Origin of the sequence: Campylobacter sp. RM19072 (genome assembly GCF_024723485.1) — a bacterium.
Taxonomy (GTDB): domain Bacteria; phylum Campylobacterota; class Campylobacteria; order Campylobacterales; family Campylobacteraceae; genus Campylobacter; species Campylobacter porcelli.
The window spans coordinates 1-20,954 of record NZ_JANQCU010000010.1 but is presented as its reverse complement, the minus strand read 5'-3'; the positions used below and the strand labels follow the sequence as shown (position 1 = coordinate 20,954).

Here is a 20,954-nt window from a genome sequence, read left to right as displayed (position 1 = left end):
GTAGATTTTTTAAGTGGTTTGTTTCTTATTTTTGCGCTATTGCTACTATTGATTATTTTGTTTTCATCTATTTTGATGATATTTTTTTATTTTAAAAAAAGAGCTGATTATAGTTTTAAATCTGATTTAGCTTTTAGGATTTTTATTTTTTGTTTTTCTTATCCAATTCTTACTTTTATTCTTGGTTTAAGTGCTTTTGCTTGGGCGAATATTTTTATAATTTTTCATTAAAATAATATATTTTAAGGAGATTAATATGTTTGCTGGTATTATTGGTTTATTTACAATTGGAGCTTTTATATCTTTATTGCTTATACTTACTATATTTGGCTTGATTTGTCTATTTTTCTTACCATTTGCTATTGTTAATAGGTTATTTCCAGACCCATACGCTAAGCCATTTAAGGATAATTTTTTAGGAATTGGTGATAAATTTCCTTTTTTGTATAAGATACCAAAATTGGCTTTGAGATTTAGCTTTGCTAATGGTGATTATTCTAATTACACTGATGAAGAGTTAAAAAAATTTAAAAAAATTAGAGAGTTTTTATTTAAATTAATTTTTCGTTTTAATGTGATAATATACCCGATTTTTATAATTTCTACGCTTTTTATCTCTAGTTTGTTTCGGTGAAAATTTTGTTAAAATTAAGGTATTTTATAAAAAAGCAATAAAATATAAGTTATTATGGGGGAATTTAGTTTGATTAGTTTTTGGCTATCTTTGCTTTTGTAAAGATAAAAAGCTATAACTTTAGACAAAATTTTTATATATTCATTAAAATATACTTTTAAATTTCACACTTGCTTAACAAATATGGTATAAAATTACGCCATATTAATTATTAAAGGAAGTAAAATGAAAAAAATTAGTTTGATAGCGATTTTAGCTTTAGCAATTAGTGCTAACGCAGCAGGCTTTACAGGCGGTCAAGCACCGATTAATCAAGGTGGATTTTTAGGTCCAAAAAGCGGAGTTACAACAGTCAAAGAAGCTCTTCGTGCTTGGGATGATACTTTGGTTGAGATAAAAGGCAAAATCATAGCTCAAGTCGGACATGAAAAGTATAAATTTAGCGATGGCAAAGATACCATTATCATAGAGATTGATGATGAGGATTGGTATGGGCTTAGCGTAGGTCCTGATGAAGTTGTCACAATATATGGTGAAGTCGATGGCAATGGCGTTTTTGCCAATGAAATTGATGTAAAAAGAATTATTAAATAAATAATCACACTACCAAAAGCTTATTACCAAAGCTTTTGGGTAATTTAAATTTAAACTTAGCAAAATTTCGTTAAAATCTAAACCTAAAAATCACAAAAAAGAAAAATAATGCAAAATATTTTAAATTCAATGAAAAATATAGCCGTTGTAGGCTTTAGTCCAGATCCAAGTAAGGCTAGTAATCATGTTGGTAACTACTTAATAGAGCAAGGTTTTAATGTATTTGCCATATATCCAAAAAGCGTAGAGATAAATGGACGCCAAACCTATCAAAGCCTAAGCCAGATTAATCAAAATATAGATACTATAGTTATGTTTAGAAAGGCTGAGTTTGCCACTGAATTAGCCAAAGAAGCAGTGAAATTAGGCGTGAAAAATCTATGGCTACAATTAGGGATTATAAATGATGAGGCTAAGCAGATTGCGCAAAATGCGGGGTTAAATTTCGTTCAAGATGCTTGTATAATGATAGAGCATAAAAGGATTAAGAAATGATAAGTTTAAATAAAATTATCCAAGCTAAGCGTAATATCGATGGGTTTGTGGCTAAAACTCCTTTTGGATTTGCTCCTAAATTAAGCAAGATAGCAGATGCACAAATTTATCTTAAAAAAGAGAATTTACAAATAACTGGGGCTTATAAGGTCAGGGGTGCTTTTAATAAAATTGCAAATTTAGATGAAGATGCCAAAAAGTGTGGAGTCGTAGCAGCAAGTGCTGGTAATCACGCTCAAGGGGTAGCAATCAGCGCAAAGCACTTTGGCGTAAGGGCTATAATCATTATGCCAGAAGCAGCACCGCTATCAAAGGTCGCTGGGACTAAAGCCCTTGGTGCTGAAGTGATTTTAAAGGGAGATAATTTTGATGAGGCTTATGCCTATGCTTTGGAGTATGCTAAAGAGAATAATATGAGCTTTATCCACCCTTTTGATGATGAGTTAGTCCAAGCAGGTCAAGGGACAATCGCTCTAGAGATGCTAGATGAGGTTAGCGATCTTGATTATATAGTTGTGCCAGTTGGCGGTGGTGGGCTTATTAGCGGTGTGGCAAGTTGTGCTAAGCAGATTAATCCAAATATTAATATTATTGGCGTTAGTGCTAAGGGGGCTCCAGCTATGTTTGAGAGCTTTAAAGATAGGTGCCAACACAATTCTAAAAGTGTCCGCACCATTGCTGATGGAATTGCTGTTAGAGATGCTAGTAAGATTACTCTAGCTCATATTTTAGAAAGCGTAGATGAGATGGTACAAGTAGATGATGAGGAGATCGCAAATGCGATTTTATATCTTTTAGAGCAGCAAAAAATTATGGTTGAAGGAGCTGGTGCGGTATCGGTAGCAGCCATTTTGGAGAGTAAATTTGAGTTTAAAAAGGGCTCTAAGATCGGTGCTATCTTAAGCGGTGGCAATATAGATGTACAAACTCTAAGTGTGATTATAGAAAAAGGTCTTTTAAAGAGCTATAGAAAGATGATAATTAATGTTACTTTGATCGATAAGCCAGGTGCTTTAATGGCACTTGGAGATGTCTTAAGGATTGCTGGGGCAAATATCGTTAAGATTGATTATGATAGATTTTCAACCAAATTAAGCTATGGCGATGCTAAGATAACCATCACTTTAGAGACTAAAGGCAAGGAGCACCAAGATAGAGTTCAAAAAGCCTTAAAAGACGCTGGATACGAATATACTCAAGAGTTTTAGCTCTTGATTTAATGGCTAAATTTAGCTTTTTGTTATCTTTTGGGCTACGCTTTTATTGGTTACTTTTTTTATCTCATCAAAGCTAGCATTTTGGATATTTTCAAAGCTACCAAAGTAGTTAATAAGCTTGATTATTGATCCTTTTGATATACCAAGAGTGGCTAATTGACTACTTTGTATATCAATTTTTTGCCTACTTTTTTGGTGAAAACTAATGGCAAATCTATGCGCCTCATCTCGCAAACGCTGGATAAATTGCAGTTTTGTATCATTTGGATTAAGGCTAAATTTGCCTATATTTGTGTAAATTTTATCACTTGCCCTGCCTTTTGCTCTATTTGCTTTAGCGTCAATTTTTTCTTTAGATATTGCGATTATATCGACATTTGCTCCACTACTTTTGATTATTTGATTGGCTAAATTTAGCAAGGCATCGCCACCATCTATAATCCATAAATCAGGAGCTGGGGCTTTATCAAAGCTTTTGGCTCTATGGGTTAATAGCTTTGACATTTGGTCATAATCATTTATATCTTGAAGGTGCATATGGCGATATTTTGCTTTATTAAATTCCCCATTTTCCCACACGACCATAGCGCCAACTGGAGCTGAGCCAAATAGATGAGAGTTATCAAAAATCTCAATTTTTAATGGTAGATTATTTAGCTCAAATAGATCTTGAATTTCCCTTGCTAGAGTGTAATCATTTGTTTTGATATGTTTTTTTATAAACTCAAGAGCATTTTGGTAGGCGATATCTACTAGCTCTTTTTTCTCTGCGATTTTTGGCTGAGTGATTTGAAATTTTCTATTATGGCGTAAATTTAATATATCAGTTAAAATATTCTCATCTTCAAGCTTTGCGTATGTGTAAATTTTAGTCGCACCTACAGGCTGATCTATTGTAAAAGCGTCTAAAATCATAGTTGAGTATAACGCTTCTAAATCCGATTCTATCATATCTTGAGCTGGTTTAATACTGTGAGTACAAAAGCAAACTCTACCATCTCTAATGCTAAATCTAACACCGCAAACAAAGCCAGAATTTGCATTGACGCTAATGACCTCAAAATCCTCTAATTTAGCTAGATCGATTTGGATTTTTACGCTTGTATCGTTAATGGTTTTGATCTGATCTCTTATCTTAGCAGCCTCTTCATAGTTCTCATTTTGGGCTAAATTTAGCATTGTTTTTTCTAAATTTGGTATTAAAAGCTCTGGATTTTTAATCTTTTTTATAGCTTCATTTACGATTTTAGCGTAATCATTTTTATCAATTAGCCCAAGACAAGGAGCGTAGCAGCGGTTAATTTGATGAAATAAGCACCCCTTTTTCTCTTTTAGGCATGATCTTTTTTGGACTAGTTTAAACTCTAAATACAAAGCTTCTAAAATCTCATTAGCACCTTTGAAAAATGGACCAAAATATTTGATATTAGAGCCTTTTAACACCTTTCTAGTTATCTCAAATCTAGGAAAATCGCTATTTAAATCTAAGCATATATATGGGTAGGTTTTATCATCTCTTAATAAGATATTATATTTTGGGTGAAGTTGCTTGATAAATGAATTTTCTAGTATCAACGCATCTTGTTCGCTTTGAGTAGTGATCCACTCTATATGCACAGCTTGGCTTATCATCTTTGCTATGCGTGGGCTAAGATTTGAATTTGGCGTAGCATCAGCGTTAAAATAGCTTTTTACTCGGTTTTTTAAATTCTTAGCTTTGCCAACATATAAAAGCTTTGCATTTTTATCAAAATATTGATAAATTCCTGGGCTATTTGGTAGCGATTTTAGCTCATCTATTAGCATTTATAGACTCTCTTAATCTTTCAAAAAGTTCGTAAATATCTCTATCTTTGGCGTTATTTTGAAATTTTCCATCACTTCGCTCTATGAAAATTGGCTTTTGCTCTTTGGGTATTTCTTGGAAATTTTTAGGTTTTGTGATGAAAACTACTACGCTATTTACAGGGGTTAGGGCGGTGCTAGGAGCATTATGAATATATGTGTTTAATAGGTTTTTTATCTGAAATTTGATACTATCGTGATTTAGCTCAAATTTGGCAAGTGGATGCACGACAGCGATAAATAAATTTCCATCTTTTTGGTATGTAAATTTAATAAGCCTATTTTTGGCAACGCCGAGCAATTTTAATATATCTCTTGTCTCTTTTGCGGCTTTTAATTTTTTATATTTAGGATCGTTTATAATATGGTTAATAATCTCAAAACTTTGCATATGGCAATTATAGCCGTTTTTTGCTTAATTTTTTTAGCAGGATGTGGATATAAGGCAGATCCATTCTATACAGATTTTAAACAAGAGATTAAGGCTAATTAATTAATAAGCCAAATTTAGATAGACTTGCGTAAATTTAATTTTAGGATAAATTATGAAAAATGCTGATATTTTGGTGCTAGATTTTGGCTCACAATATACCCAATTAATTGCTAGAAGACTTAGAGAGCAAGGCGTTTATACCGAGCTTATGCCCTTTAATGCTAGTATTGAGACCATAAGAGCAAAAAACCCAAAAGGGATAATTCTAAGTGGTGGTCCAGCAAGTGTGTATGATGAGAATGCTTATTTTTGTGATGATGGGGTATTTTCTCTTGGACTTCCTATCCTTGGGATATGCTATGGTATGCAGTTAATCGCTCATAAAAATGGCGCCAATGTCGCTCCAGCCAATCACAAAGAGTATGGTAAGGCAAATATAGAGATTATAAAAGAGTGCGAGTTTATGAGTGGTGTGGTAAATAATAGCGTTGTATGGATGAGCCACTCTGATAAGGTAAATGAACTTCCAAAGGGCTTTGAAGTGATAGCAAAGAGCCAAAATAGCGAATTTTGCGTATTTGGTGATTTTGAGCGTAAAATTTATGCTATGCAGTTTCATCCAGAGGTGGCTCATAGCGAATTTGGTAGTGTAATGCTTAAAAACTTTGCTAAGATTTGCGGGTGCGATAGCACTTGGAATATGGGAAGTTTTGCTAAAACTCAAATTGCTGCCATTAGAGAAAAAGTAGGCGATGATAAGGTATTGTGTGCTGTAAGTGGCGGAGTGGATAGCTCTGTTGTTGCTGCACTTTTAGCAGCTGCAGTGCCTGAGAATTTGATAGTGGTATTTGTAGATAATGGCTTACTACGAACTAATGAGGCTAAGCAAGTTGAAGAGATGTTTAAGCTTAAACTTGGTGTAAATTTAATTAGCATTGATGCTAGTGAGCTATTTTTGAGCCGTTTAAAAGGGGTAAGGGATCCAGAGAAAAAACGCAAAATTATCGGCGAGACATTTATAGAGGTTTTTGACTCTGAAGCTAAAAAACACGCTAATGTAAAGTATCTAGCTCAAGGAACTCTATATACTGATATAATCGAGAGTAGCGTAGCTGGCGCGTCTAAAACCATTAAGAGCCATCACAATGTAGGCGGACTTCCTGAATGGATGAAATTTGAGCTTATTGAGCCATTAAGAGAGATTTTTAAAGATGAGGTTAGAGCGCTTGGGCTTGAGCTTGGGCTTAGCCGTGATGTGGTATTTCGCCATCCATTCCCTGGGCCAGGACTTGCTATACGCATAATGGGCGAGGTAAATGAGCCTAGCCTTGAGCTACTTAGAAAAGCTGATGTAATTTTACGAGAAGAGCTAAAAAGTAGTGGCTGGTATGATAAGACTTGGCAAGCATTTTGCGTGCTTTTAAATGTAAATTCAGTAGGCGTAATGGGGGATAATAGGACATATGAGAATGCTGTTTGTATCCGTGTAGTTGATGCGAGCGATGGTATGACGGCTAGCTTTTCAAGGCTCCCATATGATTTATTAGAAAATTGTAGCCGCCGTATAATAAACGAAGTAAGCGGAATTAACCGTGTAGTTTATGATATCAGCTCTAAGCCACCAGCGACAATTGAGTGGGAGTAGGGTGGATTTTCTAGATTAAGATATGATATATCTACTCTCCAATACGCCTTTTGATGATGAGAGCGTGGAGCAAATTTCGCTTTGTAGGATTGAGTTTAATAAATTTAATCTTGATTTAAGTGAATTTGACGCTCTTATAGTTACTAGCAAAAACGCTATTAATTCGCTTAAATTTAACTCTATAACCTTAGCTGATATTTTGGTTTTTGCTATTGGCAAGGCTACGGCTTTAGCTTGTAAGGAGTTTGGATTTAGGCAAATTTATGAGGCTAAGAATTCGCATGGAAGTGAGTTTGGTGCTGAAATTTTAGAAAAATTAGTTAGCAAGAGAGTAATATTTATCAAAGCTAAAGAGACAATTTCAAATTTAGATATATACTTTCGTCAAAACGGCATTGATATAAGCGTAATTGATGGCTATGAAAATATAATTTTAAAAAATAATAGCTATGAAAAACCACAATTAAACTCAATTTTAATTTTTACAAGTCCTATGAATGTGCGTGCGTTTATCCAAAATTTTGGCTGGGATCATAGCTACAAAGCAGTAGCTATAGGCAAAGCTACAGCTAAGGAGCTAAAGGGTTATTGCGACCCTATAATCTCTAAATCGCAAAGCATAAAAGATTGCGTAGAATTAGCTAAATCTTTAAACAAGATATGAGCCAAATAACAAAAACGCTAATCCTAAAATTATGCGGTAAATCCCAAAGCTAATATAGCTAAAGTGTGCCACAAAACGCAAAAATAGCTTAATAACCACAAGAGCAACTATAAACGCTACAGCCCCACCAAGTAAAAATATCCAAATTTGATCTAAATTAGTAGCGAAAATCTCTCTATTTTTATAGCTATCATATATTGTAGCTGCTATCATTGTAGGAATTGCAAGTAAGAAGCTAAATCTAGCTGCCACTTCACGGCTAAGCCCGCAAAGCAACCCAGTAATAATAGTAGAGCCACTTCTAGAGGTGCCAGGAATCATAGCTAAGCACTGACTAAGACCGATTATAAAGGCTTGTTTGTGGCTAATATTGTGAATATGCGTGGTGCTTGGAGTATAGCTAGGGCATTTTTGAAATAGCTCAACAATGATAAAAACAATACCGCCAATGATAAGCATATATGCTACTGTATTTGGGTCAAATAGCTCTTTAATGTGTTTATAGGCCAAAAAACCTATAATCGCAGTTGGGATAAATCCTATAATTAGCTTGATCCATAGTAAAATATCACTTGTAAGACGCTCTTTAAAAGCCCACACAACAGCCAAAATACTACCAAGCTGAATGACAACCTCAAAGCATTTTAAAATTTCATTTTGCTTAAGACCTAAAAAGTGTGAAGTAAGGATCATATGCCCAGTTGAACTAACTGGTAAAAACTCAGTAAGCCCCTCTACAATGCCTAAGATTATCGCTGAGATTATATCCATTTTATCCCTTTAATGCTCTATTTAATTTATCTATATTATCCTTTATAGATCCACCTGTATATAGTGCGGATATGATAGCTATGTAATCAACGCCAATATCTTTTATTAAATTTAAATTTGAGCTATTAATTCCACCTATTACGGCGATTTTTTCTTTAAATTTTAATCTAGCTTCTTTGATTATATTAAGCGGACATAGCGGTGCGTTTGGCTTAGAGCTACTAGGAAATAGCGAGCCAAATGCGATATAATCAGCGCCATTTTTAATAGCATTTTTAGCTAGGTTTAAATCGCTATAACAGCTAACTCCTATAAATGCTTCATACCCTAAAATATCCCTAGCTCTTTTTAGACTCTCATCATCTTTGCCGATATGAACGCCACTAGCTTGAACTATTTTGGCTAGATTTACATCATCATTTATTATAAATTTACTATTATAACTTTTACAAATTTTTGCTATCTCTTTTAGAAGTGATATATCGTGATTTTGGCTTTTATTTCTATATTGAATTATCTTAACTCCACTATTTAAAAGCTCATTAATTTGAGCTTTTAAAGTATGATTTGGAGTGAAATTTTGATCAGTTAATGCGTAAATTTGATTCATTTAAGATCATATTTAACAAGTAGTTTATCATAAGTGCCATTATCTTTGATCTCTTTTAAGGCTGCATTAAATTTATTTAAAAATTCGCTATTTTTACCCTTATTAAAAGCAAAGCTAAATCCATCACTACCATCTGACTCTTCTAAGAAATTTACAATATCTCTATTTTTATTTAGATACCCAAACCCAACAGAGCTATCTACGATTACTACATCTACTTTTTTGGCTTTTAAATTCATAATAGAACCAGCAATACCTTCAGTTGGAATAACTCTAGCTCCTTTTATTGAATGTGCTACGCTCTCTTGAACTGTGCCAAGCATCACGCCAATTTTAAGGTTGTTTAGCTGCTCTTTTGATACGATTTTATCATTATTTGCAAGTTTTAAATATAAATTTTTAGTAAAAAAATATGGATCACTAAAATCAACAGATTTTTTACGCTCATTAGTAGCACTCATAGAAGCAGCAATCATATCGATTTTACCGGCTTTTAGGGCTGGAATTAAGGCATCAAAGCCAATTTTTATAAATTTATACTCAAATCCAGCAACTTTAGATATTTCATCGATTAAATCAATATCAAATCCAGCGATTTTGCCATTTTCATCTATATAATCAAATGGCGGATACTCAGCATCAGAACCGATGATAATCTCCTTAGCATTTAAGGCTACAGATAGACAAAATATAGCCACAAATATCTTAAATAAATTTCTCATTTAACTCCCTTATTTTAGATCATATTTGATTAAAAGTTTATCATAGGTGCCATTTCTCTTTAGCTCATCTATGGCGCTATCTACCTTAGCTTGAAGCTCTTTATTTTTATTTTTATCAAAAGCAAAGCTAAATCCATCGCTACCATCTGGAAGGATTAAAAATTCAGCTAAATCTGGATTTTGCTTTAAATACCCATAGCCTATAGAGCTATCTACTATTAAGGCATCGGCTTTTGAGTTTTTCACAGCCATAACCGCACCAAAAATTTCATCAATAGCCATAACTTTAGCTGATTTAATCTCTCTAGCGGCTAACTCTTGGACTGTGCCTAATTGGACAGATATTTTTTTGCCTTCTAATTGCTCAAGCTTGGTTAAATCTTTATTATCAGCTCTTTTTATAAATAAATTCATAGTATTATAGTATGGTTTGCTAAAATCAACAGCCTTAGCTCTTATAGGAGTAGCACTCATAGCTGAAGCTATAATGTCGATTTTATCGGCTTTTAAAGCTGGAATTAAAGCATCAAAAGAGATATTTACAATCTCAAATTTAAACCCAGCAATCTTAGATATTTCACTTATTAAATCAATATCAAACCCAGTTATTTGATTTTGCTCATTTATAAATTCAAATGGCGGATATGTGGCGTTTGTGCCGACTTTTATCGTTTGGCTAAGAGCCAAAGTGGCTAATAAAGCAACACCGAAAAATAGTTTGAAAAATAGTTTCATTTAAGCTCCTTTTAATGGTTTAAAACCTTATTTAAAAATTCATTTAGTCTTGGGTGCGAAGTGTCTGCAAATATGGATTTAGGGGAGCCATCTACTGCTATAACCCCCTTATCCATAAAAAATATTCTATTTGCTACATTTCTTGCAAATCCCATCTCGTGAGTTACTACAACCATAGTCAAACCCTCACTTGCTACCTCTTTCATAATGGATAAAACTTCGCCTATCATCTCTGGATCTAAGGCACTTGTAGGCTCATCAAATAGTATTATTTCAGGCTTTAAGGCTAGACTTCTAGCTATGGCTATTCTTTGCTTTTGACCGCCACTTAGCTTGTGCGGATAGACATCTGCTTTGGACTCTAATCCAACTTTTTTTAGTAAAGTTAAGGCTATATCTTTAGCTTCAGACTCACTGCATAGCTTTGTTTGGATTGGTGCTAGGGTTAAATTTTGCATTACGGTTTTATTAGCAAAGAGATTAAAATGCTGAAAGACCATACTAACTTTTTGTCTTACCTTATTTATATCTACTTTTTTATCTAAGATATTTTTACCATTTATAAATATCTCTCCACTACTTGGCTCTTCTAATCTATTTAAACAGCGTAAGAATGTGCTTTTTCCCCCGCCGCTTGGACCTATTATAGCTACTACTTCGCCTTTGTGAATTTGGGTATTTATGCCATTTAATACAGATAAATCGCCATAATTTTTTGTTAAATTTACTACCTTAATCATCTTTATTTAACCTATTTTCTAATAATTTTGCTATAGCAGAAAATATCTTAACATTAGTATAATATATCACTCCAGCAAACAAAATTGGCTCTGGAGTAAATAGTGTAGCTTGTAAGCTTTTGCTTTGCATTGTTAGATCAAAAATACCTATAAGCCCCACTACAGAAGTCTCTTTAAATAGGCTTATAAATTCATTAGCAAGGGCTGGAAGGATATTTTTAATAGCTTGTGGAAATATGATTAATCTCATTGATACACTATAGCTAAGCCCCATTGCACGGGCTGCTTCCATTTGACCGCGATCTACGCTATTAATACCGCTACGAACTATCTCTGCGACATAAGCAGAGCTATTTAATCCAAGTGCTATAACTGCTGCGTAAAAATTATCACTAAGTGTAGCAAGAATAACAAAAGCAAATATCATAAGTTGTAATAACACAGGTGTGCCACGGATAATATCTATGTATTCATCGATGATAAATGATAAAATTTTAATATCTAAAAATTTTAAAAATGCTAAAATAAAGCCTAGAATTATACCTATGCTAATCCCGCCAAAAGTCAGCATAATTGTGGTAAAATAGGCATTTTTGTAGGCTAGTTTTTGTGCTTGGGTTAGCTCAGTTGGAAAAGTAAGCCATAAGCCAATTATGATTATGGTAACTATAAAGATGAATTTAAAAAATTTCTCATTAAATATCTTGGTCAAATTTATAAGCCTTAATTTTGGTTTAAATGAAGTTGTGATTATACATTAAAATTAATTTTTTATAGCTTAATGTTTATGAAAATAATATGTTTTTTATACTAAAATTTTATTATGGAACGCAACTTGCTTATTTGCCTAAAATCATTTTATTAGGAGCTACTATGCAAAATGGATATTACCAAGCAACTGGTGCGATGGTAACGCAGTTTAACCGCTTGGATATTATTACTAATAATCTTGCTAATGTCAATACCAGTGGGTATAAAAAAGATGATGTGGTAATAGCTGATTTTGAAAGAATTTTTAAAGAGACTAAGGATATATTACCACTAGAAAATCACACTAAAGATTCTGCTAAATTCTTAAATCGCACTTTAAATAGAGTGCCTCATATTAATGAAGTTTATACAGATTTTAGCGTAGGTGGGTTAAAGCATACTAATAATCCTCTTGATATAGCAATTGGTAAAAATGATCTATTTTTATTAGTAGATACTCCAGCTGGTGTAAGACTTACTAAAAATGGCTCTTTGAATTTAGATAATGAAGGGTATTTGGTTACTAAAGAGGGGTATAGGGTTTTGCCGACAAATTATGAAGCCCAGCCACCGCTCACAAGGGGGATAATTATTCCGCAAAATGCTCCAATGACAATTGATAGTAATGGTAATATCTACTCAAATCAAGATCCAGTAGGAAGATTATATGTAGCCCAGCCTAGAGAGCTTAGAAATTTACAAAAAGAAGGGGATAATCTATATAAAATAGATAGCTTAGAAGATGTGGTAGATAATGCTACAAGTGGCTCTATAGCTCAAGGTTACGCACAAATCTCAAATGTAAATCCAGTAAAAGAGATGGTAAGTCTAATAGAGACCCAAAGAATGGTAGATATGTATCAAAAAGTTATGACAACTCATATGAGTGATTTAAACCAAGAAGCGATAAATAAACTAGCCTCAATGAGAGCTAACTAAAGGATAGAGTAATGATAAGATCACTATATACAGCAGCTACAGGTATGATGGCTCAGCAAACACAGATAGATACGACTTCGCACAATATCTCAAATGTTAATACAATAGGTTTTAAGAAAAGTAGAGCTGAATTTGCTGATTTAATGTATCAAACAATGCAATACGCAGGCACCCCAACTAGTGCTACAACCATGAGCCCTACAGGTATGGAAGTGGGTCTTGGTGTGCGTCCTACTGCTATTACAAAGATGTTTAATCAAGGATATTTTAAAGAAACTGGCAATAATCTAGATATGACAATTGCTGGAAATGGCTTTTTCCAAGTACAACTCCCAGATGGGACTACGGCATACACAAGAAATGGGGCATTTAAGCTTGATGGCGATGGAAATATAGTAAATAGCGATGGCTATAGATTGCTTCCAGAGATGACTATTCCAGCTGATGCGACTGAAATTTCAATAGGCACAGATGGGACTGTGTCTGTGCTTCAGCCAGGCAATCAAGAGATGACACAAATTGGTCAAATAGAGTTAGCTGGCTTTGTCAATCCAGCTGGACTTCACTCCATGGGGGATAATCTATTTTTAGAAACAGCAGCAAGCGGAGCTCCAAATATTGGAAATGGTGGAACTGATGGATTTGGTCAGATCAAACAAAGCTTTGTAGAGATGAGTAATGTCCAGCTCGTTGAAGAGATGACCGATCTCATCACCGGTCAGCGTGCGTATGAGGCCAACTCAAAAGCTATCACCGCAAGTGATGAAATGCTCCAAACAGTTAATCAGCTAAAACGATAATTTAGCTGATTAAATTTTAATATATAGCCCTATTTATGGGCTATTACTGCTCTATCTCTACATTTTCTAAAGCCTTGATAAATGGCTCTATATCATATGATTTAATCTTTTGCTCCACTGTTTTTAAATACTTATCTATGTTTTGTGGGGTTAGGATATTGGTTTGATTTTTGATAGCGTCAAGTTGGATTGAATTTAAATCTTTGCTATAATGTGGCAAGTCTTTATAATTAGCAATATCATCAGCATAATCTAAATCATCAAATCCATATACTTTGACATTTTTATAATTACTGCTTTTTGTGATAAAGTATCGTAGAGATTTTTCCCAGATATAAAAATATTTAGAATTATCACTATATGCTCCTTTTATATTTCGCATACGATAAAATAGTCTTGAATATGTTGGGATTATTATTGAAAATTTGGTATTTGGATAGTCTTTAAAAAATCTAATTAAATATTTTTGTAGATAATCTTGTTGAGCTAATATATCTACCCCCCCCCATACATCTTGATTATTTATATTTTTTAGATTACCATTTTTTATATCTATTAGCGGCTGCTTGATCGCATCATTATCTTTATTTTTTATCCAGTTATCAAATCCACCAAATATTGCTTTATTTTTTTTATACCAGTTGGTAATTTGATATATATCATCTATTTTGCCTACACATTTTTCTTGGTTTGAAAATCTGACAGCACAAGATATAAATTTCCAATTCATATAAATTTTTATATCATCGTATAAATTATTATTGTATAAAAAATCCCAATCCAAACTACTATTATTGTGATTATTTACAATATAATATCCATCAAGAGAGTATATAATATGTTTTGGATTTTGATTTTTAAATATATAATCCATCACTATAGCTCTTTCATCAAAACCACTACCGCTAAGTGGTATATTTATCCAATTACCATCGTTACTAAGTTTATTTGCGGCCTCTTTGGAATCGGTATTTTCTAGCATTGAAGTTCCTATTATATATGAGTCAAATTCATAATTTTTTATAATTCCTAAAGCTTGTTTTCTCATATCTGTAAAAAATGTAGCTTCTCTAAAGTATGGTTTATGAAATATTTGGAGCGGGTCATAAATATATATCAATCCAAAAATCATAATCACAAAAGGCAGTGGATATAGTAGGGTAATAAGTATAAATCTTTTTGCATTCTTATCATTTGGCATTTTAAAACCTTGTTTATTATAAATTTTTTATCATATCAATAAATGGCTCTACATCATATGATTTAATCTTTTGCTCCACTTTATCAAAGTATGATTTTGCGTTATCAAGAGTGAGAATATGTCTTTTGTCTTTAATAGCACTAAGCTCTAAAGAGTTCATATCTTGTGCGTAATGGATTGTATCTCCAGCGTAATTGGCAATATCATCAGGATAATCTAAATCATCAAATGCGTAAATCTTAACATTATCTAAATCCCTAATTTGCTCAAGTAGCCACAATACCACCTTTTTACGCTCCATAAAAGCTGATGGAAAAACTTTAAAATGAAATCTAGAGTATGGCGGGAGTATTAGGTAAAATTTGGTTTGCGGATTATCTTTGATAAAAGGTAGGGTAAATTGGCTGAGAAATTTCTTTTGCTTTGTTATATCCATTAAGTTATCATCAAATATCACTGATTTGAGATTAAAAAGATCAAATTTCTTTAATTCATCTGGATTATACTTTATCCAATTAGCAAATCCGCCTAATCTTTGCTGATGCTTCTCTTCTCTATACCATTGTAAGGCAGTTTCAATATCAGGCTTACCGACACATTTTTCATCTTTGCTAAGTGTTAAAATACAAATTAAAAATCTATCATTTAGATAGGCTTCTAAATCATTTAGTTTTGAATCATCATAGAGTAGTTTGAAATTTACCTTCCCTCTCATCTCATCGGTAAATGCGTCTAAAGAGTAGATTATATTTTTAGGTTTTTTGTGTTTAAATAGAAAATTTAATATAATGGCTCTTTCGGCTATACTGCTTGCTGCTGGAGATATATTAACAAAATTACCGCCAATTTTTTGGTTTGCCTCTTTTGCTGAGGTGTTTTGTAGCATAGAGGTGCCAATGATATATGAATCATAATCATAATGCTCTATAATCCCTCTAGCCCCAAGACGCATCTCACCAAAAAATCGTGGCTTACCAAAAAAGCTTTTATGAAATATCTGAAGTGGGTCATATATGTATATAAAACCAAATAAAATAGTAGTAAGAGCTATAGGCGTAGCAATAGCAACTGCTATAAATCTTTTTGAATTCTTATCATTTGGCATTTTGTAACCTTAAAAATTGAAATATATAAACTCTACATATGGAGTTATGCTTAAAGTAATAAGTGCTAAATATAGCAAAAATCCAGCAAAAATTGCGTTTTTTAAATTTGGCTTAAATGAATTTAGCATCTCAATGCTATTTTTGAATATTAAGGTTATGATAAATGCGAGTATTAGATATATAATAGTATCATTTCTACCACCAATATGCTCTAAAATAAAAGGAAATCTAAGCTTTTGTGGTAGTTCTATCCAGACAATTCCAAACATTCCTTTAAGTAAATTTAAAGCCCCATCTAAGTTTTGACTTCTAAAAAATATCCAAGTTATATTTAAAAAATTAAATGTTATAAACCAGCAAAAAACCTTATACACTCTAAAATTAATAAATTTAAATGAGCTACTATAATATGAGTAAATCCTATGGATTACCATAGCTAAGCCATGAAGCGCTCCCCAAATCACAAATCCCCAGCCAGCACCATGCCAAATTCCGCTTAAAAATGCTACTATAAAGAGATTTCTAAGCGTTAAAAGCTTGCCAAATTTATTACCGCCAAGTGGAATATATAGATAATCTTTTAAAAATCTACCAAGAGTTATATGCCATCTACGCCAAAATTCAGTTATACTCAATGATTTATATGGAGAGTTAAAATTCATAGGCAAGATAATGCCAAACATAAGCCCAAGCCCAATAGCCATATCACAATACCCACTAAAATCAAAATATAACTGAAATGTATATGAAAGCGAGGTTACCCACGACTCTACAATATTTAAAATTCCACCATTTTCAACATAGCCAAAACCAGCATTAGCCCACTTAGCAAAGCTATCTGCGATAAATATCTTTTTAAATATTCCAATACAGAATATAAAAACCCCTTTAGCTATAAGCTCAATCTTGATAGTTTCATTTGCTTTAAATTGTGGCATCATCTCCTTGTGATGGACTATTGGCCCAGCAATTAGCTGTGGAAAGAAGCTGACAAATAAGCAGTAATCTATAAAATCAATATTTTTACTTCCCTCTTGTAAATCATTAGTATCTACCTTTTTATAGCAATCTGTTAAAAACGCAATCTGCTGAAAGGTAAAAAATGAGATTGCTAAAGGCAAGACTATATGTGGTAAAGGAATATTGAAGTTTAAATTTAAAATTTGGCTAAAAAGATTGAAATTTTCTAAGAAAAAATCTGTATATTTGAAAAATCCAAGTAATCCAAGATTAAATATTATGCCAAAAATTAAAGTGGGCTTTACCCCCCCCCACCAGCTCAAATTCGGCGTTAAAATTCTCTTAGCTATTATGTAGTTAATTAAGATAGAGCCAAGTAGCAATGGGATATAGATTAAATTCCAAAATCCATAGAAAAATAGACTACCAAGAACTAAAAATATATTAGAAAGTCTATGATATTTTAGATATTTTAAGAGATAAAATCCAAAGAGCATAATAGGCAAAAAGCCAAATATAAAGGCATATGAGCTAAATATCATTGTTTATCTTTCATTAAAAATAGGGTCTAAATGCTATCGTAATTTAGCTTAAATTAAAATATAATTTATTAGATTTTAAAATATTTTTTGCTATTCTTTGCGATTTAATTAAAGGTTTGTTATGTTAAATTTAAATAGTAAGATTAGGGCTTTTGCTGAGTGGGAAGCTCAAGAGCTTTTGATGCTTAGCATACCGCATAGTAAGAGTGATTGGGCATTATATCTAGATGAAATTTTAGATAGCTATGAAGAGCTAGTAAGGGTGGTTAGTAGCTATCAAAAAGTGCTATTGATAGCGCCGAATTTAAGTGATTTTGATAGGTTTAAAAAGTATAAAAATTGCGAATTTTTACAAGTGGATACCGATGATACTTGGATTAGAGATTATGGTGCTATCGATGTTCAAAGGGCTGATGAGATAATTAGCTATAATTTTAAATTTAACGCTTGGGGTGGCAAATTTAGTAGTAGTAAAGATAACGCAGTAAATGCAAAATTATTTAAGCATTTTGGCGGAGTTTTACAAGATGTGGATTTGATATTAGAAGGTGGGAGTGTAGAATTTAACGGCAATGGAGTGATGCTAACTACTACTGAGTGTTTATTAAATGATAATAGAAATAATTTAAGCAAATTTGAGCTAGAAAATAGATTAAAATCCCTATTTGGGCTAGAGAAAATAATCTGGCTAGAACATGGTTTTATAAAAGGCGATGATACCGATAGCCACATAGATACTCTAGCTAGATTTATAGCCCCAAATATTGTAGCTTACGCAGCTTGTGATGATGAGAGCGATGAGCATTATGTGGAGTTAAATTTAATGAAAAGAGAGCTAGAATCGGCTGGATTTGAGCTTGTGGGATTAAACTTACCCAAACCAATCTACTATAATGGCAGACGCCTTGGGGCGACATATTGTAATTTTATATTTATAAATGGTGCTGTAATCGTGCCGACATATGGGGATAAAAACGCTGATGAAAACGCTATAAATGCTCTTAAAAAAGCAATTCCAAATAGGGATATAATAGGCGTGGATAGTAGGGTGTTTATTAGACAAAATGGTAGCTTACACTGCTCAAGTCAAAATAGATATAAAAGGATAAAATAATGAAAGTAGCGCTAATTTCGCATAGATATTATGGCAATAAAGATAGCACGATTAACCACACAACGCAGATGATCCAAAAGGCTGCTAGAGATGGAGCGCAGCTTGTAGTGCTTCAAGAGCTCCATCAAGGGGCGTATTTTTGTCAAGATGAAAATGTGGATAAATTTGATTTAGCAAATGATTATCAAAAGGATAAAATTTACTGGGCTAATGTAGCTAAGGATAATAAAGTAGTGCTGGTAACTTCGCTATTTGAAAAGCGAAGCGAGGGGCTATATCATAACACTTCAGTTGTATTTGATAGCGATGGAAAAGAGGCTGGTATATATAGAAAAATGCATATTCCAGATGATCCAAATTTCTATGAAAAATTCTATTTTACGCCTGGGGATTTAGGCTTTAAGCCTATTGATACTAGTTTAGGAAGGCTTGGAGTGCTTGTTTGCTGGGATCAGTGGTATCCAGAAGCTGCTAGATTAATGGCTTTAAGTGGGGCTAAATTATTAATATATCCAACTGCGATTGGGTGGTTTGACTCTGATGATGAAGAGACAAAATCAGCCCAACTAGAGGCTTGGGTAGCAGTCCAAAGGGGTCATGCTGTGGCAAATAATATCCCTGTAATTAGCGTTAATCGTGTGGGTTTTGAAAGCGATGAGTGTGGCGGTGGGATTAAATTTTGGGGAAATAGCTTTGTTTTTGACGCTCAAGGGGTAGAGCTATTTAGGTCAAATTCAACAGATGAAATCGTCCAAATAGTAGATATAGATATGCAAAAATGCGAGCAAATCCGAAGGTGGTGGCCATTTTTAAGAGACAGAAGGGTTGAGTCTTATGGAGATATTACAAGGAGATTTATAGATTAAGTCTAGATTTAAAATCAGCCATTAAAGATGCGATAAAATCATAAAATTCCTTTTGGTGGTGCGGATAGATTAGGTGAGCTAACTCGTGAAGCACCACATACTCTATAAATTTAATATCTCTTTGAATGAGATTTGAACTAAAATTCAAATATCCCTTTTTACTATTACAACTACCCCATCTAGTAGTCATCTTTTTAATCCTAATAGCATTTATCTCTTTGCCTATTTTAGGGCTATAAATAGCGATATATTGGCTTATTAGCTCTTTTAGCTTTTCGTTGGCGTAATGATTTAGAGTTTGTAAATCTGGAGTAAATATATAATCATCGCTAAATTTAAACTCATTAGATATTTGGATTTTATAGCTTTTGCCTAGGAATTTTATCAGATTTGGATCGTTTTTTGGGATTTTTGATAGGGTCTTTTCTATCCAAATAGAGTGAGTTTTGATAAAGTTGTCTATTTGAAATTTAGTAGCGTAAAGTGGAGCTATGAGCTTAATATCACCAGTTGAAGTAATCTTTAGGCGTAAATATTTAACACGCTTTTTTATGCACTCTATCTTAAATTTCCCATACTCTATCAAGATATCTCCCCTTTATCAAATGGGACATTTTATCTAAATTTTAGATATTTTTGGCTGAATTTAGCTCTATTAAAAACCAAAGCGGAAAAAGAGCTGAAACTATGAAGGCAAACTTCATAATAGAAAAGCTCAAGCCTTTAATACCAAGATTAGGCAATAATGAAGCCTTAAAACTACACTTAAATAGAGCCATTTTAAATGCTAATGGCGACTTTAAACTAGCGATTAAAAATATTGAGAATATCCCAGATGGTAACTTGCCAACGCCTACAAGAAATCTCTTAAATGAGTTTAAAAATGCGTTAAAAGATATAGAACAAGTGGTTAAATCTCAAGCTAATGAGCCAACGCAAATTAAGGCTGAAAATCAAGTAAATTTATCTAAAACCAAAGAGCCAACGCAAGAGCCAGTAAAAGCTGAAGCTAAAAAAGAAGCTGAAAATTTAGCTCAGTATCGCAAAGATATCGAAACTAAGTATAACATTAATCCTATAAAAGAATTCGGCACAAATTACGCTGAGTTTTACCACGATGGGGCAAATGCCATTAGAAAGCTTTTAGTTGAAAGACAAGGGCAAGTAGCTGGGGCATTTGAGAGAAAAGAGCTAGGGGATATAGATTTAGTGTGGGGCGAAGCTAAAGCTGCAAATGGCGATATAAAAGGGTATGGGCTTAGCAAGATAGAAGCTAAGCACCTTAATGACTTTGCTAGTTTTTACGGCGATACACCACAAGAGAAATTAATAAATGGCTTAAATGAGATTATAAAAAATGGCAAAATTATAAATGAAAACGGCGTAGATACAATTATTTATAAAAAAGGCGACAGCGAATTTAAAGTTGGGCTTAGTAAAGGTTGGGATAATCAAGGCAAAAATAACTGGATTATTACAGCGTATAATAATAAAAAAGTGTTGGGAAGTAGCGAGACTTCCTACCACGATACTTTTACAGCTAAAGAACCTTTAGCCAACCAACGAGCAAA

The 20,954-nt window shown here is 33.2% G+C and carries 22 protein-coding genes and 1 pseudogene; 11 read left to right on the top strand and 12 right to left on the bottom strand.

The features are described 5' to 3' along the window. The first annotated feature begins 256 nt into the window (after positions 1-256). The 4 genes from CSUIS19072_RS05940 (at position 257) to ilvA (ending at position 2,931) form a co-directional block, all read left to right on the top strand. Positions 257-634, top strand: coding sequence for a hypothetical protein (locus tag CSUIS19072_RS05940; protein ID WP_086236887.1), 378 nt, complete (start codon positions 257-259; stop codon positions 632-634). Between the two features lie 225 nt (positions 635-859). After that, positions 860-1,228 (top strand): YgiW/YdeI family stress tolerance OB fold protein, encoded by a 369-nt coding sequence (locus CSUIS19072_RS05935; protein WP_086236886.1) that lies wholly within the window; start codon positions 860-862, stop codon positions 1,226-1,228. A 108-nt stretch (positions 1,229-1,336) separates the two neighbouring features. Continuing rightward, the gene (locus tag CSUIS19072_RS05930; protein ID WP_086236885.1) at positions 1,337-1,723 is read left to right on the top strand and encodes a CoA-binding protein; all 387 of its coding nucleotides are present in this window, start codon (positions 1,337-1,339) and stop codon (positions 1,721-1,723) included. Next, on the top strand, positions 1,720-2,931 hold the full coding sequence (ilvA, locus tag CSUIS19072_RS05925; RefSeq protein ID WP_086293599.1) for a threonine ammonia-lyase: 1,212 nt from the start codon (positions 1,720-1,722) through the stop codon (positions 2,929-2,931). The genes CSUIS19072_RS05930 and ilvA overlap by 4 nt, the downstream gene beginning before the upstream one ends. Before the next feature lie 21 nt (positions 2,932-2,952). Here ilvA and uvrC read toward each other — a convergent pair whose 3' ends face one another. Next, entirely contained in the window at positions 2,953-4,746 is a 1,794-nt protein-coding gene (uvrC, locus tag CSUIS19072_RS05920; protein ID WP_086236883.1) for an excinuclease ABC subunit UvrC, read from the bottom strand. Then, positions 4,733-5,176: a hypothetical protein gene (locus CSUIS19072_RS05915; RefSeq protein ID WP_086293598.1), complete on the bottom strand. Its 444-nt coding sequence runs from the start codon at positions 5,174-5,176 to the stop codon at positions 4,733-4,735. The genes uvrC and CSUIS19072_RS05915 overlap by 14 nt, the downstream gene beginning before the upstream one ends. Positions 5,177-5,330: 154 nt before the next feature. On the opposite strand from CSUIS19072_RS05915, the gene guaA reads away from it, so the two are divergent. Together guaA and CSUIS19072_RS05905 are read left to right on the top strand one after the other, a co-directional pair. Next, positions 5,331-6,863: a glutamine-hydrolyzing GMP synthase gene (gene guaA / locus CSUIS19072_RS05910; protein ID WP_086236881.1), complete on the top strand. Its 1,533-nt coding sequence runs from the start codon at positions 5,331-5,333 to the stop codon at positions 6,861-6,863. Positions 6,864-6,885: 22 nt separating this feature from the next. Beyond that, the gene (locus CSUIS19072_RS05905; RefSeq protein ID WP_086293597.1) at positions 6,886-7,527 is read left to right on the top strand and encodes a uroporphyrinogen-III synthase; all 642 of its coding nucleotides are present in this window, start codon (positions 6,886-6,888) and stop codon (positions 7,525-7,527) included. Here the strand turns inward: CSUIS19072_RS05905 and CSUIS19072_RS05900 are convergent. From CSUIS19072_RS05900 to CSUIS19072_RS05875, 6 genes are read right to left on the bottom strand one after another with little or no spacing between them, the layout of a single operon-like run. Further along, positions 7,513-8,298, bottom strand: a complete 786-nt coding sequence (locus CSUIS19072_RS05900; protein WP_086293596.1) for an undecaprenyl-diphosphate phosphatase — start codon at positions 8,296-8,298, stop codon at positions 7,513-7,515. The two genes, CSUIS19072_RS05905 and CSUIS19072_RS05900, sit on opposite strands and share 15 nt — an antisense overlap. Before the next feature lies 1 nt (position 8,299). Further along, complete coding sequence (gene thiE, locus CSUIS19072_RS05895) at positions 8,300-8,908, bottom strand: thiamine phosphate synthase (protein ID WP_086293595.1); 609 nt, start codon at positions 8,906-8,908, stop codon at positions 8,300-8,302. Beyond that, positions 8,905-9,630: a transporter substrate-binding domain-containing protein gene (locus tag CSUIS19072_RS05890; protein WP_086293594.1), complete on the bottom strand. Its 726-nt coding sequence runs from the start codon at positions 9,628-9,630 to the stop codon at positions 8,905-8,907. Before CSUIS19072_RS05890 ends, thiE begins: the two co-directional genes overlap by 4 nt. Before the next feature lie 9 nt (positions 9,631-9,639). Then, entirely contained in the window at positions 9,640-10,365 is a 726-nt protein-coding gene (locus CSUIS19072_RS05885; RefSeq protein WP_086293593.1) for a basic amino acid ABC transporter substrate-binding protein, read from the bottom strand. An 11-nt stretch (positions 10,366-10,376) separates the two neighbouring features. Next, the gene (locus CSUIS19072_RS05880; RefSeq protein ID WP_086236875.1) at positions 10,377-11,105 is read right to left on the bottom strand and encodes an amino acid ABC transporter ATP-binding protein; all 729 of its coding nucleotides are present in this window, start codon (positions 11,103-11,105) and stop codon (positions 10,377-10,379) included. Further along, positions 11,098-11,808: an amino acid ABC transporter permease gene (locus CSUIS19072_RS05875; RefSeq protein WP_180381024.1), complete on the bottom strand. Its 711-nt coding sequence runs from the start codon at positions 11,806-11,808 to the stop codon at positions 11,098-11,100. Before CSUIS19072_RS05875 ends, CSUIS19072_RS05880 begins: the two co-directional genes overlap by 8 nt. Before the next feature lie 170 nt (positions 11,809-11,978). Between CSUIS19072_RS05875 and CSUIS19072_RS05870 the strand changes: the two genes are divergently transcribed. Next, positions 11,979-12,794 (top strand): flagellar hook-basal body protein, encoded by an 816-nt coding sequence (locus tag CSUIS19072_RS05870; protein ID WP_086293619.1) that lies wholly within the window; start codon positions 11,979-11,981, stop codon positions 12,792-12,794. An 11-nt stretch (positions 12,795-12,805) separates the two neighbouring features. Next, the gene (flgG, locus tag CSUIS19072_RS05865; protein WP_086236872.1) at positions 12,806-13,594 is read left to right on the top strand and encodes a flagellar basal-body rod protein FlgG; all 789 of its coding nucleotides are present in this window, start codon (positions 12,806-12,808) and stop codon (positions 13,592-13,594) included. A 43-nt stretch (positions 13,595-13,637) separates the two neighbouring features. On the opposite strand, the gene CSUIS19072_RS05860 is transcribed toward flgG, so the two are convergent. Genes CSUIS19072_RS05860 through CSUIS19072_RS05850 form a run of 3 tightly spaced genes read right to left on the bottom strand, consistent with a single transcriptional unit; the run spans position 13,638 to position 17,403 of the window. Next, complete coding sequence (locus CSUIS19072_RS05860; RefSeq protein ID WP_086293591.1) at positions 13,638-14,795, bottom strand: hypothetical protein; 1,158 nt, start codon at positions 14,793-14,795, stop codon at positions 13,638-13,640. A gap of 16 nt (positions 14,796-14,811) precedes the next feature. After that, positions 14,812-15,900 (bottom strand): hypothetical protein, encoded by a 1,089-nt coding sequence (locus tag CSUIS19072_RS05855; protein ID WP_086293590.1) that lies wholly within the window; start codon positions 15,898-15,900, stop codon positions 14,812-14,814. Between the two features lie 9 nt (positions 15,901-15,909). After that, on the bottom strand, positions 15,910-17,403 hold the full coding sequence (locus tag CSUIS19072_RS05850; protein ID WP_086236869.1) for an MBOAT family O-acyltransferase: 1,494 nt from the start codon (positions 17,401-17,403) through the stop codon (positions 15,910-15,912). A 142-nt stretch (positions 17,404-17,545) separates the two neighbouring features. On the opposite strand from CSUIS19072_RS05850, the gene CSUIS19072_RS05845 reads away from it, so the two are divergent. Both CSUIS19072_RS05845 and CSUIS19072_RS05840 read left to right on the top strand, forming a co-directional pair. After that, a complete protein-coding gene (locus tag CSUIS19072_RS05845) occupies positions 17,546-18,517 on the top strand; it encodes an agmatine deiminase family protein (RefSeq protein ID WP_086293618.1) in 972 nt (323 codons plus the stop codon). Beyond that, positions 18,517-19,383: a carbon-nitrogen hydrolase gene (locus tag CSUIS19072_RS05840; protein WP_086236868.1), complete on the top strand. Its 867-nt coding sequence runs from the start codon at positions 18,517-18,519 to the stop codon at positions 19,381-19,383. The genes CSUIS19072_RS05845 and CSUIS19072_RS05840 overlap by 1 nt, the downstream gene beginning before the upstream one ends. Here CSUIS19072_RS05840 and CSUIS19072_RS05835 read toward each other — a convergent pair. Continuing rightward, positions 19,373-19,969 (bottom strand): M48 family metallopeptidase, encoded by a 597-nt coding sequence (locus CSUIS19072_RS05835; RefSeq protein WP_180379393.1) that lies wholly within the window; start codon positions 19,967-19,969, stop codon positions 19,373-19,375. The two genes, CSUIS19072_RS05840 and CSUIS19072_RS05835, sit on opposite strands and share 11 nt — an antisense overlap. Positions 19,970-20,019: 50 nt before the next feature. Here CSUIS19072_RS05835 and CSUIS19072_RS05830 point away from each other — a divergent pair. Further along, positions 20,020-20,954: pseudogene (locus tag CSUIS19072_RS05830) on the top strand (hypothetical protein); the annotation flags it as partial.

Coding starts and splice junctions, on each gene's coding strand:
- CSUIS19072_RS05940 (WP_086236887.1), top strand. CDS start 257: ATGTTTGCTGGTATTATTGGTTTATTTACAATTGGAGCTTTTATATCT.
- CSUIS19072_RS05935 (WP_086236886.1), top strand. CDS start 860: ATGAAAAAAATTAGTTTGATAGCGATTTTAGCTTTAGCAATTAGTGCT.
- CSUIS19072_RS05930 (WP_086236885.1), top strand. CDS start 1,337: ATGCAAAATATTTTAAATTCAATGAAAAATATAGCCGTTGTAGGCTTT.
- ilvA (WP_086293599.1), top strand. CDS start 1,720: ATGATAAGTTTAAATAAAATTATCCAAGCTAAGCGTAATATCGATGGG.
- uvrC (WP_086236883.1), bottom strand. CDS start 4,746: ATGCTAATAGATGAGCTAAAATCGCTACCAAATAGCCCAGGAATTTAT.
- CSUIS19072_RS05915 (WP_086293598.1), bottom strand. CDS start 5,176: ATGCAAAGTTTTGAGATTATTAACCATATTATAAACGATCCTAAATAT.
- guaA (WP_086236881.1), top strand. CDS start 5,331: ATGAAAAATGCTGATATTTTGGTGCTAGATTTTGGCTCACAATATACC.
- CSUIS19072_RS05905 (WP_086293597.1), top strand. CDS start 6,886: ATGATATATCTACTCTCCAATACGCCTTTTGATGATGAGAGCGTGGAG.
- CSUIS19072_RS05900 (WP_086293596.1), bottom strand. CDS start 8,298: ATGGATATAATCTCAGCGATAATCTTAGGCATTGTAGAGGGGCTTACT.
- thiE (WP_086293595.1), bottom strand. CDS start 8,908: ATGAATCAAATTTACGCATTAACTGATCAAAATTTCACTCCAAATCAT.
- CSUIS19072_RS05890 (WP_086293594.1), bottom strand. CDS start 9,630: ATGAGAAATTTATTTAAGATATTTGTGGCTATATTTTGTCTATCTGTA.
- CSUIS19072_RS05885 (WP_086293593.1), bottom strand. CDS start 10,365: ATGAAACTATTTTTCAAACTATTTTTCGGTGTTGCTTTATTAGCCACT.
- CSUIS19072_RS05880 (WP_086236875.1), bottom strand. CDS start 11,105: ATGATTAAGGTAGTAAATTTAACAAAAAATTATGGCGATTTATCTGTA.
- CSUIS19072_RS05870 (WP_086293619.1), top strand. CDS start 11,979: ATGCAAAATGGATATTACCAAGCAACTGGTGCGATGGTAACGCAGTTT.
- flgG (WP_086236872.1), top strand. CDS start 12,806: ATGATAAGATCACTATATACAGCAGCTACAGGTATGATGGCTCAGCAA.
- CSUIS19072_RS05860 (WP_086293591.1), bottom strand. CDS start 14,795: ATGCCAAATGATAAGAATGCAAAAAGATTTATACTTATTACCCTACTA.
- CSUIS19072_RS05855 (WP_086293590.1), bottom strand. CDS start 15,900: ATGCCAAATGATAAGAATTCAAAAAGATTTATAGCAGTTGCTATTGCT.
- CSUIS19072_RS05850 (WP_086236869.1), bottom strand. CDS start 17,403: ATGATATTTAGCTCATATGCCTTTATATTTGGCTTTTTGCCTATTATG.
- CSUIS19072_RS05840 (WP_086236868.1), top strand. CDS start 18,517: ATGAAAGTAGCGCTAATTTCGCATAGATATTATGGCAATAAAGATAGC.